The organism is Bradyrhizobium iriomotense (assembly GCF_030160715.1).
Classification (GTDB): Bacteria; Pseudomonadota; Alphaproteobacteria; order Rhizobiales; family Xanthobacteraceae; genus Bradyrhizobium; species Bradyrhizobium iriomotense.
In genome coordinates, this window is the sequence record NZ_BSOW01000011.1 from 68,276 (window position 1) to 89,493 (window position 21,218).

Here is a 21,218-nt window from a genome sequence, read left to right on the forward strand (position 1 = left end):
CGTTGTCACCGGCTTGAATGTCGGGAACCGGCCGCCTAGCTGATTCATGTTGCGCTGCGGAACGATCAAGAAGCCGGCGTCTTGGAATTCGTGCCATTGCCGGCATCGCAGCCGGTGCCTTGCCAGAGGAAACATTGATGACCGCTACTGCCCAGACGCTGCGCCCGCCGTCCCGCACCCTGATGTTTCTGGAGGGGCGGGCGATCCACGAGCTCGGCGCCTTCCTCGGCGCGCTGCCGCTCCTCAGCCTCGCGCCGCGTGGTGACGGCCATCCCGTGCTGGTGCTGCCGGGCCTCGTCGCGTCCGACGCCTCGACGCGCCCGCTGCGCTCGTTCCTGAGGGGCAAGGGCTATGCCGTCAGCGGCTGGCGCCAGGGCCGCAACTATGGCCTGCGCCCGGGCGTACAGCATGCGATGGTCGATCTCGTCCAGGAGCTCAGCGATACCCATGGTCGCAAGATCAGCCTGGTCGGCTGGAGCCTCGGCGGTCTCTATGCGCGCCAGCTCGCCAAGATGATGCCGGAGCGCGTGCGCCAGGTGATCACGCTCGGCAGCCCCTTTGCAGGCGATCCGCGCTCGACCAATGCCTGGCGCGTTTATGAATGGGCGAGCGGTCGGAAGGCCGACGAGGTCGATCCGCGCTTCGGCGGCGAGCTCGCCGTGCCGCCGCCGGTGCCAATCACCGCCATCTTCAGCCGCACCGACGGTGTCTGCGCCTGGCAGGGCTGCATGGAGAAGGCGGGTGCTGAAACCGAGAGCATCGAGGTCGAGAGCAGCCATTGCGGCATGGGTCACCATCCGGCTGCGGTTTATGCGGTGGCCGATCGCCTCGCGCAGAAGGAAGGCCAGTGGAAGCCGTTCGACCGCAGCGGTTGGCGTAGCCTGGCGTATCCCGATCCGCATCGTTAAGCCCGAGCCCTCATGGTTCGAGACGCGCGGCGTTGCCGCGCTCCTCACCATGAGGATTGAGGCTTGAATCCCTCCCGCGGTAGCTGTTGGACCTCATCCTGAGGAGGCGCGAAGCGCCGTCTCGAAGGATGAGGGCCCGGCTGCCGCCTCCGTTGTCCCACCTGCACAAATCGCGCTATGCCATGACGCATGGCGCATCCGCTTTCCCGCATCATCGATCAGCTCAAGCGCGAGCCGTCGCGCACCGGCTCCATCGTCATCACCGTGTTCGGCGATGCCATCGTGCCGCGCGGCGGCTCGGTGTGGCTTGGCACGCTGCTCGAATTCTTTGCAGGCCTCGACATCGACAGCGGCGTCGTTCGCACTGCGATGTCGCGGCTTGCCGCCGACGGCTGGCTGACGCGCGAAAAGGTCGGGCGCAACAGCTTCTATCGGCTCGCCGAAAAAGGCCGCCAGACCTTCGAGGCCGCGACGCGCCACATCTACGATCCGCCGCCGTCCGACTGGACCGGCCGCTTCGAGCTGCTGCTGATCGGCAATGGCGAGGACCGCGACGCCTCGCGCGAGGCGCTGCGCAATGCCGGCTTCGGCAGTCCGCTGCCGGGCGTGTGGGTTGCGCCATCGGGCGTGCCGGTGCCCGAGGAGACCGCCGGCGCGATCCGCCTCGAGGTCTCGGCCGAGGATGACAGCGGCCGCCGTCTGCTCAGCGCGAGCTGGCCGCTCGATCGGACGGCCGATGCCTATCTCAAATTCATGAAGATGTTCGAGCCGCTGCGCGCCGCGATTGCGCGCGGTACGACGCTCTCCGATTCCGACGCATTCACCGCGCGCATCCTCTTGATCCACTACTATCGCCGCGTGGTGCTGCGCGATCCGCTACTGCCGGGCGAATTGCTACCGGTGGACTGGCCGGGCAGGGCGGCTCGCGAGCTCTGCGGCGAGATCTATCGCGCGCTGCTTGCCTCGTCGGAACAATGGCTTGATGACCACGGAACCAACGAAAAAGGGCCGCTGCCCGCGGCGCGAAAGCAGCTCGCGCTGCGGTTCGGCGGTTGAGTTTTTATGTTACAGAAATATCTTGCATGATATAATTTCTGTTATATATTGCCTCCCAATAAATCGGGAGGATGCGCATGTATACCCAGGCGCTGAACACGGCCGAGGCGGATGATCGCGGCCTCGAGGATGCGGCCAAGGCTGCGCAATTCCAAGCGCGCATCGATGCCGAGGAGCGCATCGAGCCGAACGACTGGATGCCGGCGGCCTATCGCAAGACGCTCACCCGCCAGATCTCCCAGCACGCTCATTCCGAAATCGTCGGCATGCTGCCCGAAGGCAACTGGATCACCCGCGCGCCGACGCTGCGTCGCAAGGCGGCGCTACTCGCAAAAGTGCAGGACGAGTGCGGCCACGGGCTCTATCTCTATGCCGCCGCCGAGACGCTCGGCTCATCGCGCGAGGAGTTGGTCGACGCCATGCTCGCCGGCAAGGCCAAATATTCCTCGATCTTCAACTATCCGACGCTGACCTGGGCCGACATCGGCACCATCGGCTGGCTGGTCGACGGCGCGGCGATCATGAACCAGATCCCGCTGTGCCGCTGCTCCTATGGTCCCTACGCGCGCGCGATGATCCGCGTCTGCAAGGAGGAGTCCTTCCACCAGCGCCAGGGCTACGAGATCATGCTGACGCTGTGCCGCGGCTCGGACGAGCAGAAGGCGATGGCGCAGGATGCGCTAAATCGTTGGTGGTGGCCGGTGCTGATGATGTTCGGCCCGCCAGATAGCGCGAGCCAGCACAGCGATGCCTCGACGAAGTGGAAGATCAAGCGCTTCTCGAATGACGAGCTGCGCCAGAAGTTCGTCGATGCCACGGTTCCGCAGGCGCAGTATCTCGGCCTGACCATTCCCGATCCCGGCATGACGCAGGATGCCGACGGGCACTGGCGCTACAGCGAGATCGACTGGACCGAGTTCAAGCAGGTGCTCGCCGGCAACGGCCCCTGCAACCGCGATCGCATCGCCGCGCGCCGCAAGGCGCATGACGAGGGCGCCTGGGTGCGAGAGGCGGCCGCCGCTTATGCGGCAAAGCGCCAGCACCGCCAGACCGCGCAAGCTGCCGAGTAGGGAGATCACGATGGCCACGCCGAACACGCCGCTGTGGGAAGTCTTCATTCGCAGCCGCAACGGGCTCGCGCACAAGCATGTCGGCTCGCTGCATGCGAGCGATGCCACCATGGCGCTGCAAGCTGCGCGCGACATCTACACCCGTCGCGGCGAAGGCCTGTCGATCTGGGTCGTGCCCTCGACCGCGATCACCGCAAGCGATCCCGCCGAGAAGGGTATGATGTTCGAGCCGGCCGAATCCAAGATTTACCGGCATCCGACATTTTACGAGGTGCCCGAAGAAGTGGGGCACATGTAGCGCTCTCTATCCTCATGGTGAGGAGCCGCAAAGCGGCGTCTCGAACCATGAAGGCCCGTGAACTTTTGGTCGAACCCGCGGCCCATCCTTCGAGACGGCGCTTCGCGCCTCCTCAGGATGAGGTCGGAACAAGTGGCAAGATGGATAGGACAGATGCCCGTCGCTAACATCCAGGTGTCCGAGACGCCGCTGGTGCTCTACACCCTGCGCCGCGCCGATGATGCGCTGATCCTCGGGCATCGGCTGTCGGAATGGTGCGGCCACGCGCCGATGCTGGAAGAGGACATGGCGCTGTCCAATATCGCGCTCGACCTCCTCGGCCAGGCCCGCGAGCTCTACACCTATGCGGCCAGGGTTGAAGGCAAGGACAACGACGAGGACAAGTTCGCTTACCTGCGCGACGTGCGTCAGTACCGCAACCTGCTGCTGGTCGAGCAGCCGAACGGCGATTTCGCCCAGACCCTGGTGCGGCAGTTCTTCTATTCCGCCTTCGCCGATCTCTATTGGCGGGCGATGATGACCTCGTGCGATACGACGCTCGCCGCCATTGCCGCCAAGTCCGAGAAGGAGAGCGCCTATCACCTGCGGCATTCCTCGGAATGGATCATCCGCCTCGGCGACGGCACCGAGGAGAGCCACGCGCGTACGCAAGGAGCGATCGATCATCTCTGGGCCTTCACCGGCGAGATGTTTGCCGTCGATGACGGCGAGCGCGGCTTGATCGATGCCGGCATCGCAATCGATCCGGCGACGTTGCGCGATCGCTGGCTGAAGACCCTCTCCAGGGTCGTCAGCGAGGCAACGCTCACGCTGCCCCAAAACAACTGGATGCAGCAGGGCGGCCGCGTGGGCCGGCACAGCGAGCATCTCGGCCATCTCCTGAGCGAGCTGCAATCGATGCAGCGTACCTTCCCGGGGCTGACATGGTGACGGTCCTCGATCGCGACACCGAGCTCCGCCAGCGCGCATGGAACGCGGCGGCAAGCGTGGTCGATCCGGAGATTCCGGTGTTGACCATCGCCGATCTCGGCGTGCTGCGCGACGTCGTGCTTCTAGGCGATCAGGTTGAGGTCGCGATCACCCCGACCTATTCGGGCTGCCCCGCGATGAACATGATCGCGCTCGAGATCGAGATCGCGCTGGAACGCGCCGGCTTCCATCGCCCAAAGGTGCGCACCGTGCTGTCGCCGGCCTGGACCACGGACTGGATGAGCGAGGAGGGCCGCCAGAAGCTGCGCGCCTACGGCATCGCACCGCCGCAAGCCGCGAGCTCGCGCCGCGCGCTGTTCGGCGCGCAGGCGGTGGCATGCCCGCAATGCGGCTCCGAGAATACCGAGCTGTTGTCCGAATTCGGCTCGACCTCCTGCAAGGCGCTCTGGCGCTGCAAGTCCTGCCGCGAACCGTTCGATTATTTCAAGTGTCATTGAGAGTTAGTTGAGCACTATGCCAACCTCACCGTCATTGCGAGGAGCGAAGCGACGAAGCAATCCAGAGTATCTCCGCGGGGGCATTCTGGATTGCTTCGCTTCGCTCGCAATGACGGCACTGGGTTCAACCTAGAGCATTTCTCATGTCAGCAGCAGCTCCACGCTTTCATCGTCTCGCCGTTGGCGACCTTCGTCGCGAGGCCTCGGACGCGGTGTCGATGACCTTCGTCATTCCGGGCGAGCTCGCCAGCGATTATGCCTTCACGCCCGGCCAGTATCTGACGCTCCGCACCATGCTCGATGGTGAGGAGGTGCGCCGCTCCTATTCGATCTGCTCGGGTCCTGACGACGGCGAGATTCGCATCGCCGTGAAGAAGGTCGACGGTGGCGCGTTTTCGAGCTGGGCGGCGGACGAATTGAAGTGCGGCGACGAGCTCGACGTGATGACGCCGACCGGACGCTTCGGCGTCGTCCCGCCTGCCGATGCCGGGCGCGTCCATGTCGGCTTTGCCGCGGGTTCGGGCATCACGCCGATCCTGTCGATTGTGAAAGGCGTGCTGGCGCGCGAGCCCAAGAGCCGCTTCTTCCTGTTCTACGGCAACCGCGCGACCGACAACATCATGTTCCTTGAGGCGCTCGAGGAGCTGAAGGACCGGTTCATCGATCGCCTCTCGATCTTCCACGTCATCTCCGGCGAGGAGCAGGATATCCCGATCCTGCATGGCCGGCTCGACGGCGAGAAGGTGAGGGTGCTGCTGCGCTCGCTGGTGCCGGCCGCAAGCGTCGATCACGTCTTCGTCTGCGGTCCCCTCGGCATGAGCGAGGAGATCGAGGCGACCTGCCGCGACCTCGGCATTGCGGATGATCGCATCCACGTCGAGCGCTTCGTGTCCGAGTTCGGTGGCAAGCCGCGGCCAAAGAAGATAGTCGCGGCCGATGCGCCGCCCAAGGCCATCGCGTCGCTGATCATCGACGGCAAGCGCCGCGATGTTCCGGTCGCCGAGGACGAAGCCATCCTCGATGCCGCGCTGCGCGCCGGCGTCGATTTGCCCTTCGCCTGCAAGGGCGGCATGTGCTCGACCTGTCGCGCCAAGCTGGTCGAGGGCGTGGCGCCGATGGACATCAACTATTCGCTGGAGCCCTGGGAGCTGAAGGCGGGTTTCGTGCTGACCTGCCAGGCAAAACCCTCGTCCGAGCGGGTCTTGGTTGACTACGACCATGTCTGAGCAGGCGCATCAGGCCCCGACGATGCAAATGCGTCGCATTATTTGACAGCCTTGGGCGATCGGCAGAACATCGCGCACAAAAGAACAGGTGGGAGACGCGAGTGAACGTCAAAGCAGCCCTGTCATCGGAAGACATCGCCCGCGCCTGCGCCGAAGCGATGTGGGCGGAGGACGATGCCTCGAAAGGTCTGGGCATGGAGATCGTCGAGATCGGCCCGGGCTTTGCGACGCTGGCGATGACGGTCCGGCCGGACATGGTCAACGGCCAGCGCATCGCCCATGGCGGCTTCATCTTCACGCTCGCCGACTCCGCCTTCGCGTTCGCGTGCAACTCGCACAATGAGCGCGTGGTCGCCGCGCAAGGGCAGATCACCTTCATCAAGCCGGGCAGGCTCGGTGACCGCCTCATCGCAACAGCGCGGGAAGTCGCCCGTGGCGGTCGCTCGGGCATCTATGACGTGCGCGTCACCGCCGGCGACGCCGTCATCGCCGAATTCCGTGGGCATTCGCGTGTCATTCCCGGCACGTGGCTGCCGAAGCAAGATCAGTGAACACAAAAACGAACAAGTGATGTGGGGAAACGAGGATGGCTCTGACCAGGCTGAAGGCAGGTGGCAACGCCTATAGTGCCGAGATGGACGCGCATGAGCGCGCCTCGCGCGACGAGATCATGGCGTTGCAGACGCGGCGCCTAGGCTGGTCGCTGAAGCACGCCTACGACAACGTCGCGCATTATCGCAAGGCTTTCGACAAGGCCGGCGTGCATCCGTCCGATTTTCGCGAGTTGTCCGATCTTGCGAAGTTTCCGTTCACGGTGAAGACGGATCTGCGCGACAACTATCCTTTCAACATGTTCGCGGTCCCTCGCGAGAAGCTGGTGCGCGTGCATGCCTCTTCCGGCACGACGGGCAAGCCGATCGTCGTCGGCTATACGAGAGCTGATATCGAGACGTGGTCGGAGGTGATGGCGCGTTCGATCCGCGCCGCCGGCGGCCGCACCGGCATGATCATCCACAACGCCTATGGCTACGGCCTTTTCACGGGCGGCCTCGGCGTGCATTACGGCGCGGAAAAGCTCGGATGCACGGTGGTGCCGATTTCCGGTGGCATGACCGAGCGGCAGGTGCAGCTCATCAACGATTTCCGGCCCGACATCATCACGGTGACGCCGAGCTACATGCTGGCGATCCTCGACGAGTTCAAGCGGCAAAAACTCGATCCGCGCCAGTGCTCCCTCAAGGTCGGCATTTTCGGCGCCGAGCCCTGGACCAACGCGATGCGCGGCGAGATCGAAGAGGCCTTCGACATGGATGCGACCGACATCTATGGCCTGTCCGAAGTGATCGGCCCGGGCGTCGCGCAGGAATGCATCGAGACAAAGGACGGCCTGCACATCTGGGAGGATCACTTCTATCCCGAGGTGATCGATCCCGAGACAGGCGCGGTGTTGCCGGATGGTGAAAAGGGTGAGCTGGTATTTACCTCGCTCACCAAGGAAGCCTTCCCGGTGATCCGCTACCGTACCCGCGATCTCACGCGCCTCCTGCCCGGCACCGCGCGTCCGGCCATGCGGCGGATGGAGAAGGTGACGGGGCGCTCGGACGACATGATCATCCTGCGCGGCGTCAACCTGTTCCCGACTCAGATCGAGGAGGTGCTGCTCGCGACCGACTGGTGCGGCGGCCATTTCATCCTGGAACTGACCCGCGAGGGCCGCATGGACGAGCTGACCATCATCGCCGAGGCTCGCCCCGAGAGTTGGGACGGCCGCGGGCTCGTCGACCATGCCGAGCGGATATCCACCCACATCAAGAACACCATCGGCATCACCGCCAAGGTGCGGGCGGTCGCGCCGGCCACGCTGGACCGCTCGCTGGGCAAGGCCAAGCGGCTCTACGACAAGCGGCCGAAGGAGTAGTGCCGATCCTCATGGTGAGGAGGCGCGAAGCGCCGTCTCGAACCATGAAGACTCGCCTGCTGCATCCCGGCCTTCATCCTTCGAGACGCCGCTTTGCGGCTCCTCAGGATGAGGGGTGGTGGCGGTTGACTTGACCGGCTCCAAAGGCGACAAGGCCCGCGAGAAATCGTGGGTCTTTCGATGTCAGCAGCCGATAGCAAAACCGTCGACGCGCGCTGCGTGCGCCTCAATGCCAAGGCCGAGAACGCGGCGGCGCTCGCACCTCGCGTCGAGCATCACGGGCTCGCCCGCGGCGCCAACGACGTCCTGATCGAAATGAAGGCCGCAGCCGTCAATCCGTCCGACGTGAAGGCTGCGACGGGGTTGATGCCCTATGCCGTGTTCCCGCGCACGCCCGGCCGCGACTATGCCGGCGTGGTCATCGATGGTCCAGCCGGCACGATCGGCCGCGAGGTGTTCGGCTCCTCCGGCGACCTCGGCATCCGCCGCGACGGCACCCACGCGACCCATCTGGTCGTCGAGGCCGATGCTGTGGTGGAAAAGCCGAAGGCCGTTTCCTGGGAGGAAGCCGCCGGCATCGGCGTGCCTTTCGTAACCGCCATGGAGGGTTTTCGCCGCGCCGGCCTGCCGAAGCCAGGAGAGACCGTGCTGGTGATGGGCGTCAACGGCAAGGTCGGCCAGGCCGCGGTGCAGATCGCGACCTGGCAGGGCGCGCGCGTGATCGGCGTAGTACGCAAGGCGGAGGCGTATGAAGGCCACAGCAACGCGCCGGTCGAGGTGATCGACGCCTCAGCTATCGATATCGCGGCACGTGTGCGCGAGGTGACCGGCGGCAAGGGTGCGGACATTGTATTCAACACGGTCGGCGATCCCTATTTCCAGGCCGCGCACAAGTCGCTGGCCTTGCGCGGCCGCCAGATCCTGATCGCGGCGATCGATCGCATCGTGCAGTTCAACATCCTCGAATTCTACCGCGGCCAGCACACCTATGTCGGCATCGACACGCTCGGCCTGTCGTCGACCGCGACGGGAGCCGTGTTGCGCGATCTCGGCCCCGGCTTTGCCAGCGGGCATTTGAAGCCGTTTCCGATCAAGGAGGGCGCGATCTATGCGCTGGAGCGCGCCAAGGAGGCCTATGTCGCCGTCGCCGGTTCCTCGCGCGATCGCGTGATCCTGAAGCCGTAATTATGGAGTCGTCGGCCCAACTCGTCATCCTCGCAGGCCTCGCCATCGGCCTCGTCTACGGTGCGGTCGGCCTGCTCAGCGGCTTCTGCCTGATGAGCAGCATGCGTGGCTTCCTCGCAGAAGGTGACGGACGGCTGGTCCGAACCTATGCGCTGGCGATGGCGGTCGCGATCGCCGCGAGCCAGTTCCTCGCCGCAAGCGGCACGGTCGATCTCGGCAAGTCGATCTATCTGCAACAAGCTTTCTCGGCGCCGGCGCTGTTCCTCGGCGGCCTCCTGTTCGGCTACGGCATGGTGCTGTCGAACGGCTGCGGCTCGCGCGCGCTCGTGCTGCTCGGCCGCGGCAATCTACGCTCCTTCGTCGTCGTGATCGTTCTTGCCATTGCGGCACAGATGACGCTGAAAGGCCTGATCGCGCCGGCCCGCATCGCGCTGGTGCAGGCCTCGCAGACCACCGTGAGTGCGAATTCGTTGCCGGCGTTGCTCTCTGCATTCGGTCTTGGCGACGCTGCCTCGCGCACGCTCGCCGCTGTCGTGATCGCGACCGCGCTGGCGCTGTTCGCGTTTGCGCACGCGGCATTCCGCCGCTCGCCGGGCCAGATCGCGGCAGGTGCCATCGTCGGTCTCTTGGTCACCGCCGGCTGGTACGTCACGGGCTTCCTCGGCGCTGACGATTTCAATCCGGTGCCGGTGACCTCGCTGACTTTCATCGCGCCGATCGCGGACGCGCTGCAATACGCCATGCTCTCGACTGGCCTGACGCTCAATTTCGGCATCGCGACCGTCGCCGGCGTGTTCGCTGGCAGCCTCGTCACGGCACTCGCGACGGGGCGCTTCCAGCTCGAAGGCTATTCGTCGCCGCGTCACATGCTGCGCTCGGCGGGCGGCGCCGCGCTGATGGGTATCGCTGGCGTGATGGCGTTCGGCTGCTCGATCGGGCAGGGGCTCACCGGCCTCTCGACACTGGCGCTGGCGTCGTCTGTTGCGGTTGCCGGCATTCTGCTCGGCACCAGCGCGGGCCTGCGCGGTGCGCTCCGCGTTCAACCGCTGAAGACGGCCGCTGAAGCAGGTTCTCCGTCTGCTAAGGCTACTCCGCAGCCTTCGTCACGATTCTGATCTCCGACGTCAGGGTGCGATGCACCGGGCACTTGTCGGCGATCTCCATCAGCTTCTTGCGCTGCTCGGCGTCGAGGTTGCCGTCCATCGCGATCACGCGGTCGATCTGGTCGAGCATGCCGTCGCGCGTCTCGCATTCCTCGCAGTCTCTCGCGTGGATTTTGGAATGCTTCAGCGTCACGGTGACGCGATCGAGCGGCAGCGATTTGCGGTCGGCATAGAGCCGCATGGTCATGGAGGTGCAGGCGCCGAGACCAGCGAGCAGGAAATCATAGGGGCCGGGACCGGCGTCCTCGCCGCCGGCTGCGACCGGCTCGTCGGCCACCAGCTGGTGCGGTCCGACGGAGATGATCTGGTTGAACTTGCTCTTGCGGGTCTCCTGGACGACGACTTGGCGCGGTCCCTCGGCGGGGGCTGCCGTCGTCACAGACGTCGCAGTTTCGACATAGCGGCTTACCCAGGCCGCGATCACATCGGCGGCATAGACGGCGTCGAGCGGTTTCGTCAGCAGATGATCAGCGTGATCAAGGGAAACGAAGCTCTTGGGATGCTTGGCCGAGACGAAGATCTTCGTCGCATTGTCTATGCCGACGGTGTCGTCGACCGGCGAATGCATCACCAGCAGCGCCTTTTGAAGGGTGGTAATGTCCTTCATCAGCTCATGCTCGACGATGTCGTCGAGGAATTCGCGCCTGATGCGGAAGGGCCGCCCAGCAAGCGACACCTCGACCTCGCCCTGCTTGCGAATGTCGTCGAGATGCTCCCTGAACAGGCCGGTGACGTGCGCAGGGTCTGATGGCGCCGCAATCGTCACCACCGCCTTGGCCTCCGGAATCTTCCCGGCTGCCGCTAGGATCGCGGCGCCGCCGAGGCTGTGGCCGATCAGGATCGCCGGCGCCTTGCGCGTCGTGCGCAGATGATCGGCGGCACGCACGAGATCGGCGACGTTGGAGGAGAAGGTGGAGTTGGCGAAATCGCCTTCGCTGGAGCCAAGCCCGGTGAAATCGAAGCGCAGCACGGCAATGCCTTTGGCCGCGAGCGCGACCGCGATGCGGCGCGCGGCCAGCACGTCCTTGCCGCAGGTGAAGCAGTGCGCAAACAGCGCGTAGGCCGCGGGCTCACCCTCCGGCAACTCAAGCGCGGCCGCCAGCAGATGGCTGCCTTCACCCGTGAATTGGAAGCGTTCCATCGGCATGGGCGTCTCCGTTCTGCGTGAGGGTCAATCGCCGGAATAGCGCTCTTCGGCCCAGGGGTCGCCACGGTTATGATAGCCGCGGACTTCCCAATAGCCGGGCGCATCCTCGGTCAGAAATTCGATCGCCTGGAGCCATTTGGCGCTCTTCCAGAAATAGAGATGCGGCACGACGAGCCGCACCGGACCACCATGCTGTTCCGTCAGCGGCTGGTCCGACCAGCTATGGGCGAGCAGGGCGTCCTCAGTGGCGAAATCTTCCAGCGACAGATTGGTGGTGTAGCCGTCATAGGAATGCAGCACGACGAAGCGCGCATCGTCGCGCGGCTGGCAGGCCGCCAGCAGCTCGCGCGTCGCAAGCCCCTCCCACTGGTTGTCGTAACGCGACCAGGTTGTCACGCAATGGATGTCGGAGGTGAATTGCACCTGCTTCTGCGCCGTGAACTCCGCAAACGTCCAGAACACCGGGGTCTCGACCGCACCGTAGACGTCGAGCCGCCAGCGCTCACGCGGGATCGACGGCGTCAGCCCGAGGTCGAGCACTGGCCAGTCGCGCGTCAGATGTTGCCCGGGCGGCAGGCGCTGGTCTTCCGGGCGCGTGATCCTGCCGGTGAGGAAGCGGCCCTCGCGCGCCCATTTCTCCTTGGTCCGCGTCAGCTTGCTTTCGGGCGGCGGCTCGTTCTCGTCAGCCATGATCTGCTCGTGACATGTCTACTCGTGACGATGCATCGCGGAGGCATGCTTGGTGTCGCGCATCGTAGCATAGATGATCAGCGAGAGGCAGATGATGCCGCTGAGATAGTAGTAGAACCAGTCCTCGTGCCCGATGGTCTTGAAATAAAGCGCGATCGCCGGCGCCGTGCCGCCGAACAGGGACACCGTAATCGCATAGGGTAGTCCGACGCCGAGCGCGCGAACATTGGTCGGGAACAGCTCGGCCTTCACCACCGCGTTGATCGAGGTGTAGCCGGCGACGAACAGCCAGGCGCAGCAGATCAGCACGAACGCCATGAAGGGCGATTTCGTCTCCTTCAGCGTCATAAGCAGCGGGACGGTTGCAAGCGTGCCGGCGACGCCGAAGAAGATCAACAGCGGCTTGCGTCCGATCTTGTCGGAGATCGCGCCGTAGATCGGCTGCAGGATGGTCGCGAAGATCAACGTGCCGAAAATCACGAAGGTGGTCTGGTCCTCGGTCAGCCCGACCGAGAGTTTGACGAAGGTCTGCATGTAGGTGGTGAAGGTGTAGAATGCCGCGGTACCGCCGGCGGTCAGTCCCACCACCAGCAACAGCTCGCGCGGATATTTCAGGAGGTTGGCGATGGAGCCGGTCGGCTTCACCACCTTCTTGGCTTCCTCGAACGCCTCGGTCTCATGCAGGCCGCGCCGCATCACCGCGGCGAAGATCGCCAGCATCGCACCGATCGCAAACGGAATGCGCCAGCCCCAGTCCTTCAACTCTTCGGGCGTGAGGAACACCTTTTGCAACAGCAGCAGCACGATGATCGCGGTGAGCTGCCCGCCGATCAGGGTGACGTACTGAAAGCTCGAATAGAAGCCGCGATGCCTGGGATCGGCGACCTCGCTCAAGTAAGTGGCGCTGGCGCCATATTCGCCGCCGAGACTCAAGCCCTCGATCACGCGCGCGACCGCCAGGATGGCCGGGGCGGCAAGACCGATCGAGGCATAGGTCGGCGTCACCGCGATGATCAGCGAGCCGAAGCACATGAAGACGACGGAGAGCGTCAGCGAGATCCGGCGCCCGAAATGATCGGCGAGATAGCCGAAGAACCAGCCGCCCAGGGGGCGCATCAGGAAGGTCGCCGCGAACACGACGGCGACGTTCAGTTGCTGGACGACAGGATCGCTGCCGGGGAAGAACGCCGGCGCGAAATACAACGCGAACGCCGTATAGGCGTAGAAATCATACCATTCGACGAGATTGCCGATCGATCCGATGAAGATCGCCTTGATGCGGCGTTCGGCGTCGGCAATGTCGAAGTGTTCGGAGGCCGGCTTGATTGCTTGGTCTGTCATCACCGGCCTCCCAGAACATTGTTCTCTGGAGGCTACATGGCCTTTCCAAGCAGAAATGGCAACTGGCGGGGGCCGCGCACGGTCCCTTGCGACCAGGTCACGGTGCCCGCCGGGTCGAGCCGGAAGTCCGGGATTCGCTTCAACCACTCTTCAATTGCCACCTGCATCTCCATCCTCGCGAGGTTGGAACCGACGCAGCGGTGGATGCCGAGGCCGAAGGCGGCATGGCGGTTCTCCCGGCGGTCGAGCACGACCTTGTCGGCATCGGGGAACATCCTGGGGTCGCGGTTGGCGGCCGGGAAGGACAGCAGCACCATGTTGCCCGGCTTGACCGGGCAGCCGGAGATGGTCGTCTCCTTCACCACCTCACGCGCCATCGTCACCGGCGAATAGGCACGCAAAAGCTCCTCGACCGCGATCGGCATCAACTCGGGTTCGGCGATCAGGCGCTCGCGGTCCGCGGGCGTCCTCGCGAGGTGCCAGAGCGAGGAGCCGATCGCGCTCCAGGTGGTGTCGATACCGGCGATCAGGAGCAGCCGCAGCGAACCGTAGATGTGGGAGTCCTCGAGCGGCTGCCCGTTCTTGTCACGGGCGTTGAGGAGGTAGGAGATCAGGTCGTCGCCCGGCTTCGTCTTGCGGGCCTCGACATGGCCGGCGAAATAATTGGTCATCTCCTCGGCCGCCTGCTTCAGCATCATCTCGTTCTTGATGCTCAGCTCGAGGATCATGTGGATCCATTTGATGAAGAGGTCGCCGTCGCTCTCGGGGATGCCGAGCATGTGGGCGATCGCGCGTACCGGGACGTGCTTGGTGTAGCGAGCGGCGGCATCGACCTTGCCCTCAGTGATGAATTCGTCGATCAGCTCGTTGCAGATGGCGCGGACGCGCGGCTCGAGCTTCTTCATCGCATCCGGCGTGAACGGCGGCAGCAGCAATTGCTTGGCCGGCTTGTGGTCGGGCGGATCGGAGGTGATCGGCGGTGCCGCGTTCTTGGCGACTTCGGGCCGCTCGTCGCGAACGATGATGCGGCGCGAGGAGAAGCTCTCGGTGTCGTTGGCGATCTGCCGCACCGCCTCATAGGTCGTCGGCAGATAGCAGCCGAGAAAGCGCTCGGTGTGCACGACCGGGCTTGCGGCACGCATCTGGTCCCAGATCGGGAAGGGATCATCCGTCCAGCGCGGATCGGTGTGATCGAAATCGTGGAGCCAATCGGTGACGGGCGGATGGGCGGCGGGTTGGCTGACGTCGGACATCTCTGGATCCTTAGGGCTTGTGTTCACGGAAAGAACGCAGGAACGGACGCAACAGCGCGCTATTCCTCGGTCACTTCGATCGCGATTTCCGGACAGTTGGATTTGGCAAGCCAGGCCTTGTCTTCCAGGCCGGCCGGCACCGTGCCGTCGCCGACCTCGTGCGCATTGCCATATTCGTCGAGTTCGAACAGTTCCGGCGCCAAGGCCTTGCAGCGGGCGTGGCCCTGGCACTTGTCGGGATCGACGTGAACCTTCAGTCGTTCTGCCATTTAAGCTCCCTCGGTCGTGCGCATCAGGGCCTCTCGAGGGCCGGGCGCGTTCCTCAATTGATTTTTCTCCGCAGCGGTTCCTGCGCATTAAGTTATAGTATATTACATTGCGGACAGGCTTCCCCTGTCAAGCGCAAACTTATAGGTTTCCGCTCAACATGCCGACACAACTCGCCCGCAAGCCGCAGAACAGCTATCACCATGGCGATCTTCGTGATGCCTTGATCAAGGCCGCCTTGCGTGAGGCCGAGCAGGGCGGGGCGGAGGCCATCAGCATCAAGGCGCTGGCCAAGGAGCTCGGAGTCTCGCAGCCTGCGCCGTATCGGCATTTCGCCGACCGCGAGGCGCTGCTCGCCGCAGTGACGGCGGAAGCCTTCCGGCAATTCACCGCTGTGTTGCGCGAGGCGATGGCAAAGCCGTCGAAGCAGTCGAAACTCTCGCGGTTGGCGCAAGCGACGCTGGATTTCGGCCTGCGCCGCAACGGCATCTACCGACTGATGTTCGCCTCGCGCACCTTCTCCTGCGCGGACGCGGGCAGCGAGCTGCACGTGGCGACGAACGAGACCTTCGCGCTCGTGATCGAGGCGCTGGAGGCGCCGGCCGTGGGATATTTGCGCGAGCGGCATGCCCTGAAGATCTGGGCCGCGCTGCACGGCGTGGTGATGCTAGCGGAGCAGGGCATGCTCACCGGCCGGTCGGCGCACACCACGCGCGAGGAGTTGGTCGAGGACTTTGTGGCCGAGACCAAGCTTGCGCTGGAAGTCGCGATCAAAAACGCGCGCCGCAGCGGCAAAGCCGAGTAAAGCGCGATGAGTTTTGGTTGAATCGCGCGATCCCGAGGATTCACCTCTCCCCGCTGGGGAGAGGGTCCCCAAGCGACTGATCGCACCTAATCTCATCATGCCTTAGCGCGTCGCCGACAACAGCTTCATCAGTTTCAGCACGGCGCTGTCAGGCGTCGTCACCACCGGCTTGCCGGTGGCATCCGCGACCAGCGGCGCGGTGGCTGCGATGCTGAATTGCGCGAGCGCGATCACGTCGCAGTCGCGCAGGTCTTTCGAGGCTTCCGCAATCAGGTGGTCGTGCGTTGCACGGTCACCGCGATCGAGCGCTGCGAGCGCGCCTTCGGCGAGCTTGGGCACGATTTTGACGGATGCGGGAAACTCCGGCGGCATCGATTGCAGCGTTGGCGGGAAGGTCGAGAGGAGGCCGATGCGTCGACCCATCGTCACCGCCTGCTCGATCATCGCCTCGTTCGGCTTCAGAACCGGCATCGGCGCATGCGAGCGCGCAACCGCCTGGATACAGGGCCCGAAGGCCGAGCAGGTGAAAAGGATCGCGTCAGCCCCAGTCGCGACGGCATAATCGCCGAGCGCGAGGAAACGGTCGGTCATGGCATCGGTGAGCGCACCTTCGCGTGCCAGATCCGCCGACAGGCTGTCGTCGAGCAGGTTCATCAGCCGCGCTTCCGGCCACAGGCGCGCGAACGCCGCCTCGATCGGCGCGATCGAATGCTTGAGCGCGTGGATCAGGGTGATGCGAGGGGGAATCGTCATCGAATATGGCTGCCTGGAGAAGGTCTCGTGCCCCGGACGCAGCGCAATGCGCAGTATTGCGCTGCTGAGCCGGGGCCCATTTGTGGCGGCTGGGTCCCGGCTCTGCGCAGCAGCGTTACACGCTGCTGCGCGTCCGGGACACGGGTCATTAGTACCGCAACCGATTACTTGAACGGAATGGCGTACATCAAGCCGCCCTTGCCCCAGAGGCCGTTGAGGCCGCGCTCGAGCTTCAGCGGGCTGCCTTTGCCGACGTTGCGCTCGTAGATCTCGCCGTAATTGCCGGTCGCCTTGATCGCCGTGACCAGCCACTTGTTGTCGAGCCCAAGCCGCGAGCCGAGATCGCCGGAGGCGCCGAGCAGCCGCTGCACCGCTGGTGTCTGCGACTTCGCCATCTCCTCGACATTGGCCTGCGTCACGCCGAGCTCTTCGGCTTCGATCAGCCCGTAATGCAGCCAGGTGATGATGTCGCTCCAGACTTCGTCGCCGTTGCGGGTGAAGGGTCCGAGCGGCTCCTTGCTGATGGTCTGCGGCAGCACGACGTAATCGGCCGGGTTCGGTGAGGCCGTGGTCACTGCGCCGGCGAGCGCCGAAGCATCCTGAGTCATGGCATCGCAGCGGCCGCCGAAGAAGGTCTGGTACATGGTGTCGACGCGGTCGAACACCAGCGGCTTCCAGTCGATGCCGTTGGCGCGGCCGTAATCTCCAAGCGTGACCTCGTGCGTGGTGCCCTGCGCGACGCAGACGGTGGCGCCCTTGAGGTCCTTGAGCTCCTTCACGCCGAGGTCCTTCTTCACGACGAAGCCCTGGCCGTCGTAGAAGTTGATCGGTCCCTGCCGCAAGCCCAGCGTGACGCCGCGCAAATAGGTCTGCGTCGAGTTGCGGTAGAGCACGTCGATCTCGCCCGACTGCAGCGCGGTGAAACGGTTTTGGGCGGTCAGCGCGACGTAGCGCACCTTGTTGGGATCCCCGAGCACGCCGGCGGCGAGCGCGCGGCAATAGTCGACGTCGAGGCCCTTGTAATTGCCTTGCGAGTCCGGCGCGGAGAATCCGGCAAACCCGGCGCTGACGCCGCACACCAGCGTGCCGCGGCTCTTCACCGTGTCCAGCGTCGCAGCCGATGCCACGCTGCTCGAAGCCGCGAGCAAGCCTGCCGCGATAATCACGTTCCTCATCATGCTACTCTCCCCTCAGTGATTGACACTACGCAACACGTTGTCGACGGCCGTGCCGAGCTTGTCGACAATCAGGTCGATCTCGTCGGCCGAGGCGATGTACGGAGGCGCGAGCAACACATGGTCGCCGCGAACGCCATCCACGGTGCCGCCGCCGGGATAGCAGCCGAGCCCCTCGGCGAAGGCGGCCGCCTTGATCTTCTGGTGCAGCTTGAGCGCCGGATCGAACGAGGTGCGCGTCGCGCGATCGGCGACGAGCTCGATCGCCCAGAACAGGCCACGGCCCCTGATGTCGCCGACATGGCGATGATTGCCGAAGCGCTCGGTCAGCCGCTGCTCGAGCTGCTTGCCGCGCTCTTTGATCTGATCAAGCAGACCGTCTTCGCGGATTACGTTTTGCACTGCGAGCGCGGCGGCGCAGGCGAGAGGATGGGCGAGGTACGTGTGGCCATGCTGGAACGCGCCGCTTCCGGCGCGGATGGTGTCGATGATCTTGCCGCTTGCGAGCATCGCGCCGATCGGCTGGTAGCCGCCGCCGAGTCCCTTGGCGATCGCCTGGATGTCGGGCGCGATGCCTTCCTGCTGCCAGGCATGCGTGGTGCCGGTGCGGCCCATGCCGCACATGACTTCATCGAGGATCAGCAGCGCGCCATGGCGGTTGCAGATCTCGCGCACCGCCTTGAAGTAGCCGTCGGGCGCAGTGACGGCACCCGCGGTGGCGCCGACGACCGGCTCGGCGAGGAACGCTGCGACGGTATCGGGACCGAGCCGCTGGAACTCGGCTTCGAGCTCGGCGGCCAGCCGCGCCACGAACGCGGCATCGGACTCGTTGTCGTGCTTCTCGTGATAGGCAAAGGCCGGCGTCACATGGCTGAAGGCGCCGGACAGCAGCGGCGCATAGGGCTCGCGCCGCCAGGCGTTGCCGCCGGCAGCGAGTGCGCCCAGCGTATTGCCGTGATAGCTCTGCCGCCGCGCGATGAAGTGCCGGCGCTGCGGCTCGCCGCGCTCGATGAAGTATTGCCGCGCGAGCTTGATGCTGGCTTCGATCGCCTCCGACCCGCCGCTGACGAAATAGGCGTAGGCGAGCCCGCCGGGTTCACTGCCGACCAGCGTTTCGGCAAGCTGCTCCGCCGCCTCCGAGGAGAAGAAAGCGGTGTGTGCGTAAGCCAAGGTCGAGGCCTGCTCCGCCAGCGCGGCGATCACGCGGGGATGCTGATGGCCGAGACAGGAGACGGCGGCGCCTCCGGAGGCGTCGATCACGCGCCGCCCGTCTTCGGCGAAGAGGTAAACGCCTTCGCCACCGATCGCCTTCGGCGGCGTCTCGCGCAAGGAACGGTGCAACACGCGGCTGGTGCGGGTGCTCATGGGTCAACCTTTCTCTGAGACGTAGATGGAGGTCGCGGTCAATCGTGCCTCGGTGTCCTGAAGGCGCTTTTTCGCAGTCGCGCCGCCGAGCGAGAACGTCACCGCGGCGAGCGACTGCGCGATCGCGATCGCGCCGGTGAGGCTCGGGAAAAAACCGGGCGAGGACGCAGCTTCAAACAGCAGGACATGGTCGGCGCCTTCGGCCATCGGCGCGGCAACGCTGTCGGCGATCGCAATCAGCGTCGCGCCGGCGCGATAGGCGGCCTCGGCAACACGAACACTTGCGCCCGTGTAGGGTGTGAAGCCGATCACCACGACCGCTTCGTCGGCGCGGAACGCGCCGAGGTCGAGATCGTCGGGGCCGGAGCCGCCGACGATCTGCACCTCGTCCGCGCGGAACAGCCGCAGCTCATAATTCAAGAGCTCCGCGACACTGCGGCAGCTGCGAAAACCCGCAATCCAGATGCGCTTTGCGCCGTGCAGTGTCTTCGCGGCATTCGCCACGGAGGAAGCCGAGATCCGTGGCAGGCCGGCGGCCTCCGCTTCGAGCTTGTCGGTGATCAGCGCAACGTCGGCATGGGGACCGTGGCGGCGGCCTTTGGCGCGACCCGAGAAGGGCGAGGTCTGCGACGGCCGTCGCGCCTCGGTCAGCGCCGCGCGCAACGCGTCCCAGCCGGAATAGCCGATGGCCTTGGCGAGCCGCGTGAACGCGGCGGGGTCGGCGCCGGCCTCGGCCGCGAGATCGCGCATCGAGCGGGTGGTGGCGTCGTAGTCATTGGCCGCGACAAAACGCCCGACCTCCTGCAGCCGCATCGGGAGCGATGGCAATGCGCTGCAAAGTTCGTTCAACGGCGAGGATTTCGCGGGCTCGGCCATGAAACATTTGTTGCATATCTAAGAGATTGGTGCAACAGTTGATGCGCGCCGACGAGGCGCATGGCCGGAAATCGCTGCTTTCAAAGCGTTTTGAGGATTTTTGTGCTGTGACGACCGATAGCCCCAGACCACCGCCGCGCCGGACATTCTCGCTCGCGCTGGGAGGCCCGCAGCTCAAGGGGCTGCTGTGGCAGATCCTCGTCGTCGGCATGGCCCTCGCCATCATCGCCTTCCTCTGGTCCAACACCGTTCACAACCTCTCGGCACGGCGCATCTCGACCGGCTTTGCGTTCCTGGGCCGCGAGGCCGGCATGCCGATCGCCGACAGCCTGCTCAGCTACAGTCCGAAGGACACCTATTTCTGGGCCTTCGTCGTCGGCATCGCCAACACCTTGCGCGTCGCCGTCATCGGCATCGTGCTCGCAACGATCCTGGGAACGCTGATCGGCATCTCGCGGCTGTCGGCCAACTGGCTGCTGTCGCGGCTCGCCGCCGTCTATGTCGAGGTGCTGCGCGACATCCCGTTGCTGTTGCAGCTCCTGTTCTGGTACGTGCTGATGCAGGCGCTGCCGGCCGCCCGCGCCGCATGGCGGCCGATCGACGGCATCTTCCTGTCCAATCGCGGACTGATCCTGCCGTCGATCCCGATTGGCGAGGGGCAGCTTGGGGTGCTCGGCGCGGCGGCGCTAGGTGCACTCGTGTTCTACATCATAAGGCGAGCCCTGATTGCGCAGCAGATGCGCGACGGCAAGCCGCGAGCGGCCTGGCCTTTTGCGCTCGGCCTCATCGTCGTGCTGCCGGCGCTGGTGTCGTGGCAGCTCGGTGTGCGCTGGACCATCGCCTGGCCCGAGCTGCGCGGTTTCAACTTCGTCGGCGGCTTGACGCTGGCACCGGAATATTTTGCGCTGCTGATCGCGCTCGTCACCTACACGTCGGCTTTCATCGCCGAGATCGTGCGCAGCGGCATTCAATCGGTGCCGCGGGGACAGTGGGACGCCGCCAACGCGCTCGGCCTGCGCCGCAGCTTCATGTTGCGGCAGATCATCCTGCCGCAGGCGCTGCGCGTCATCGTGCCGCCGATGACGAGCCAGTATCTCAATCTCACCAAGAACTCCTCGCTTGCGGTCGCGATCGGCTACCAGGACGTGGTCTCGATCGCCAACACCACGCTGAACCAGACCGGGCAGGCGATCGAGGCGATCGCGCTGATCATGGCGGTGTTCCTGACCATCAGCCTGTCGATCAGCTTCTTCATGAACTGGTACAATGCGCGGATTGCGCTGGTGGAGCGCTGA

General features: G+C 64.9%; 22 protein-coding genes. 13 read left to right on the forward strand and 9 right to left on the reverse strand.

Annotated features, from left to right (window positions below; all coding sequences use genetic code 11):
• The first annotated feature begins 137 nt into the window (after positions 1-137).
• The 11 genes from QQL28_RS17035 to QQL28_RS17085 all read left to right on the forward strand — a co-directional run bounded on the left by QQL28_RS17035 (position 138) and on the right by QQL28_RS17085 (position 10,203).
• On the forward strand, positions 138-908 hold the full coding sequence (locus QQL28_RS17035) for an esterase/lipase family protein (protein ID WP_284267210.1): 771 nt from the start codon (positions 138-140) through the stop codon (positions 906-908).
• Positions 909-1,097: 189 nt separating this feature from the next.
• The gene (gene paaX / locus QQL28_RS17040; RefSeq protein WP_284267211.1) at positions 1,098-1,964 is read left to right on the forward strand and encodes a phenylacetic acid degradation operon negative regulatory protein PaaX; all 867 of its coding nucleotides are present in this window, start codon (positions 1,098-1,100) and stop codon (positions 1,962-1,964) included.
• A gap of 77 nt (positions 1,965-2,041) precedes the next feature.
• A complete protein-coding gene (paaA, locus tag QQL28_RS17045) occupies positions 2,042-3,034 on the forward strand; it encodes a 1,2-phenylacetyl-CoA epoxidase subunit PaaA (protein WP_284267212.1) in 993 nt (330 codons plus the stop codon).
• A 10-nt stretch (positions 3,035-3,044) separates the two neighbouring features.
• The gene (paaB, locus tag QQL28_RS17050) at positions 3,045-3,332 is read left to right on the forward strand and encodes a 1,2-phenylacetyl-CoA epoxidase subunit PaaB (RefSeq protein WP_008136594.1); all 288 of its coding nucleotides are present in this window, start codon (positions 3,045-3,047) and stop codon (positions 3,330-3,332) included.
• 153 nt (positions 3,333-3,485) lie between these two features.
• Positions 3,486-4,262: a 1,2-phenylacetyl-CoA epoxidase subunit PaaC gene (paaC, locus tag QQL28_RS17055; protein WP_284267213.1), complete on the forward strand. Its 777-nt coding sequence runs from the start codon at positions 3,486-3,488 to the stop codon at positions 4,260-4,262.
• The gene (gene paaD / locus QQL28_RS17060; RefSeq protein WP_284267214.1) at positions 4,256-4,759 is read left to right on the forward strand and encodes a 1,2-phenylacetyl-CoA epoxidase subunit PaaD; all 504 of its coding nucleotides are present in this window, start codon (positions 4,256-4,258) and stop codon (positions 4,757-4,759) included. The genes paaC and paaD overlap by 7 nt, the downstream gene beginning before the upstream one ends.
• Before the next feature lie 143 nt (positions 4,760-4,902).
• Positions 4,903-5,985: a 1,2-phenylacetyl-CoA epoxidase subunit PaaE gene (paaE, locus tag QQL28_RS17065; protein ID WP_284267215.1), complete on the forward strand. Its 1,083-nt coding sequence runs from the start codon at positions 4,903-4,905 to the stop codon at positions 5,983-5,985.
• Between the two features lie 101 nt (positions 5,986-6,086).
• On the forward strand, positions 6,087-6,536 hold the full coding sequence (gene paaI, locus QQL28_RS17070; protein WP_284267216.1) for a hydroxyphenylacetyl-CoA thioesterase PaaI: 450 nt from the start codon (positions 6,087-6,089) through the stop codon (positions 6,534-6,536).
• A gap of 35 nt (positions 6,537-6,571) precedes the next feature.
• The gene (gene paaK, locus QQL28_RS17075) at positions 6,572-7,903 is read left to right on the forward strand and encodes a phenylacetate--CoA ligase PaaK (protein WP_284267217.1); all 1,332 of its coding nucleotides are present in this window, start codon (positions 6,572-6,574) and stop codon (positions 7,901-7,903) included.
• Positions 7,904-8,083: 180 nt separating this feature from the next.
• Positions 8,084-9,088 (forward strand): quinone oxidoreductase family protein, encoded by a 1,005-nt coding sequence (locus QQL28_RS17080; protein ID WP_284267218.1) that lies wholly within the window; start codon positions 8,084-8,086, stop codon positions 9,086-9,088.
• A 2-nt stretch (positions 9,089-9,090) separates the two neighbouring features.
• Positions 9,091-10,203: a YeeE/YedE family protein gene (locus QQL28_RS17085; RefSeq protein ID WP_284267219.1), complete on the forward strand. Its 1,113-nt coding sequence runs from the start codon at positions 9,091-9,093 to the stop codon at positions 10,201-10,203.
• Here QQL28_RS17085 and QQL28_RS17090 read toward each other — a convergent pair.
• From QQL28_RS17090 to QQL28_RS17110, 5 genes are read right to left on the reverse strand one after another with little or no spacing between them, the layout of a single operon-like run.
• Entirely contained in the window at positions 10,175-11,398 is a 1,224-nt protein-coding gene (locus QQL28_RS17090; RefSeq protein WP_284267220.1) for a bifunctional alpha/beta hydrolase/OsmC family protein, read from the reverse strand. The genes QQL28_RS17085 and QQL28_RS17090 overlap by 29 nt on opposite strands.
• 24 nt (positions 11,399-11,422) lie before the next feature.
• On the reverse strand, positions 11,423-12,088 hold the full coding sequence (locus QQL28_RS17095) for a sulfite oxidase-like oxidoreductase (RefSeq protein WP_284267221.1): 666 nt from the start codon (positions 12,086-12,088) through the stop codon (positions 11,423-11,425).
• A gap of 18 nt (positions 12,089-12,106) precedes the next feature.
• Entirely contained in the window at positions 12,107-13,429 is a 1,323-nt protein-coding gene (locus QQL28_RS17100) for an MFS transporter (protein ID WP_284267222.1), read from the reverse strand.
• Positions 13,430-13,461: 32 nt separating this feature from the next.
• Complete coding sequence (locus QQL28_RS17105; protein ID WP_284267223.1) at positions 13,462-14,682, reverse strand: cytochrome P450; 1,221 nt, start codon at positions 14,680-14,682, stop codon at positions 13,462-13,464.
• A 59-nt stretch (positions 14,683-14,741) separates the two neighbouring features.
• The gene (locus tag QQL28_RS17110; protein ID WP_284267224.1) at positions 14,742-14,951 is read right to left on the reverse strand and encodes a ferredoxin; all 210 of its coding nucleotides are present in this window, start codon (positions 14,949-14,951) and stop codon (positions 14,742-14,744) included.
• A 158-nt stretch (positions 14,952-15,109) separates the two neighbouring features.
• Here QQL28_RS17110 and QQL28_RS17115 point away from each other — a divergent pair, with 158 nt between their 5' ends.
• Complete coding sequence (locus QQL28_RS17115) at positions 15,110-15,754, forward strand: TetR/AcrR family transcriptional regulator (protein ID WP_284267225.1); 645 nt, start codon at positions 15,110-15,112, stop codon at positions 15,752-15,754.
• 102 nt (positions 15,755-15,856) lie between these two features.
• On the opposite strand, the gene QQL28_RS17120 is transcribed toward QQL28_RS17115, so the two are convergent.
• The 4 genes from QQL28_RS17120 to QQL28_RS17135 form a co-directional block, all read right to left on the reverse strand.
• The gene (locus tag QQL28_RS17120) at positions 15,857-16,507 is read right to left on the reverse strand and encodes an aspartate/glutamate racemase family protein (protein ID WP_284267226.1); all 651 of its coding nucleotides are present in this window, start codon (positions 16,505-16,507) and stop codon (positions 15,857-15,859) included.
• A 164-nt stretch (positions 16,508-16,671) separates the two neighbouring features.
• Positions 16,672-17,685, reverse strand: a complete 1,014-nt coding sequence (locus QQL28_RS17125; protein ID WP_284267227.1) for an amino acid ABC transporter substrate-binding protein — start codon at positions 17,683-17,685, stop codon at positions 16,672-16,674.
• 12 nt (positions 17,686-17,697) lie between these two features.
• The gene (locus QQL28_RS17130) at positions 17,698-19,047 is read right to left on the reverse strand and encodes an aspartate aminotransferase family protein (protein WP_284267228.1); all 1,350 of its coding nucleotides are present in this window, start codon (positions 19,045-19,047) and stop codon (positions 17,698-17,700) included.
• Between the two features lie 3 nt (positions 19,048-19,050).
• Positions 19,051-19,923, reverse strand: coding sequence for a MurR/RpiR family transcriptional regulator (locus tag QQL28_RS17135; protein WP_284267229.1), 873 nt, complete (start codon positions 19,921-19,923; stop codon positions 19,051-19,053).
• A 107-nt stretch (positions 19,924-20,030) separates the two neighbouring features.
• Between QQL28_RS17135 and QQL28_RS17140 the strand changes: the two genes are divergently transcribed.
• Positions 20,031-21,218: an amino acid ABC transporter permease gene (locus QQL28_RS17140; protein ID WP_284267230.1), complete on the forward strand. Its 1,188-nt coding sequence runs from the start codon at positions 20,031-20,033 to the stop codon at positions 21,216-21,218.